Consider the following 1,287-nt stretch of genomic DNA (forward strand, 5'->3'; position numbering starts at 1 on the left):
TTCAGCTTTACATGAAGTGGTACAACGAAATTCGGTCACATTCGTCCATTGGGTATTTATCACCAGTGGAATATGAGTGTAGTATTTGATTTAACAAAGCGGTGTGCGCAAAAGTGGGTGAGGTTTCCCCAACTACGCGCCGCAAACTTGTGGTTTGCTGCGCAAACTTTACCACAAGCTTGCTCTGCTCCGTTGGGCCGGTAAGCAAGGCGTTAAATGGTGCTACGTAGTTTGATTTTTTTGAATAGGTATTCGGTTTTGCCGGATAGTGTTATGGATGGGCGGTGGCAATAAAGTTTGTGGAAGCGGGTAGTGAGTCCAAGTTGTCTGGCTTTACCAGTCTTGAGTATCGTAAGCGCTTTATTCTGATTTATCGGCTGCGTAGATTGCGTGGTTTCTAAAAGGTTTAATGTGGAGTTGAAGGTCGCCTAATTTACTGTTCGTTCTTCGTGGCTGTAGCAGGTGCATTGGTGGGGGCAATTACGGTATTCTAATTGTCATGTTCGTTGAGTTTAGGGTGGCGCGCTCGCGCCACAACGCGGTTGTTGGCAGGTTGGTTCCAGCACCGTTTTAACTATCCGGTCAACGCGGACCCAGCTACGCCGCACCAACATGTGGTCGCTTCGCTTCTACCACATGTTGGCACAACGCAGCTGGGCCGGTTACCTCAGCGTTAAATGGCGCCCTGTAGTTTGATTCTTTTTAAGAGATATTCGGCTTCGCCGGATCGCTTTAAGGTTGGGTAGTGGTATTGCAAATCTGGGTTGCTTCTAGTGATTATGTTCGTCGAACACTACTAGCATTGGTTATCGCAATCGTATTATCCCAGCAGGTCTAAAGCGTAGAATTGATAGTTTTAAATAGGTTTAGCAGGCTGTTGACGGTCGACCATCAAACTGTACGTTCTTCGTGGTTGTAGTGGGGTGTATTGGTGGTTGCAATTACGGTATTCTAATTGTCATGTTCGTTGAGTTTAGGGTGGCGCGCTCGCGCCACAACGAGGTTGTCGGTGAGTTGGTACCGGCACCGTTTTAACTATCCGGTCAACGCGGACCCATCTACGCCGCACCAACATGTGGTCGCTTCGCTTTTTACCACATGTTGGCACAACGCAGCTGGGCCGGTTACCTCAGCGTTAAAATCGCGGTTGGTTTTGATAACTAAATTTGGATTTGGCTTCGCCTGATAGATCTTTGGCAGTGGCAATATAAAATGAAGCGCGGGCTAGTTTTTTCAGTTTGCCCTGGCTCTACCACTCGGAAATATCGAGTCTGCACTTGGGTGGTG

At 47.9% G+C, this 1,287-nt stretch carries 1 protein-coding gene; it reads left to right on the top strand.

The genetic code is table 11. The features are described 5' to 3' along the window. The first annotated feature begins 11 nt into the window (after nucleotides 1-11). Complete coding sequence (locus tag D9N13_RS24275; RefSeq protein ID WP_411268113.1) at nucleotides 12-89, top strand: IS3 family transposase; 78 nt, start codon at nucleotides 12-14, stop codon at nucleotides 87-89. Nucleotides 90-1,287: the final 1,198 nt, after the last annotated feature.

Source organism: Ketobacter sp. GenoA1, assembly GCF_003671475.1.
Classification (GTDB): Bacteria; Pseudomonadota; Gammaproteobacteria; order Pseudomonadales; family Ketobacteraceae; genus Ketobacter.

What these genes read in the sequence shown, in the direction of transcription:
- D9N13_RS24275 (WP_411268113.1), top strand. Translation starts at nt 12, where the DNA reads ATGAAGTGGTACAACGAAATTCGGTCACATTCGTCCATTGGGTATTTA.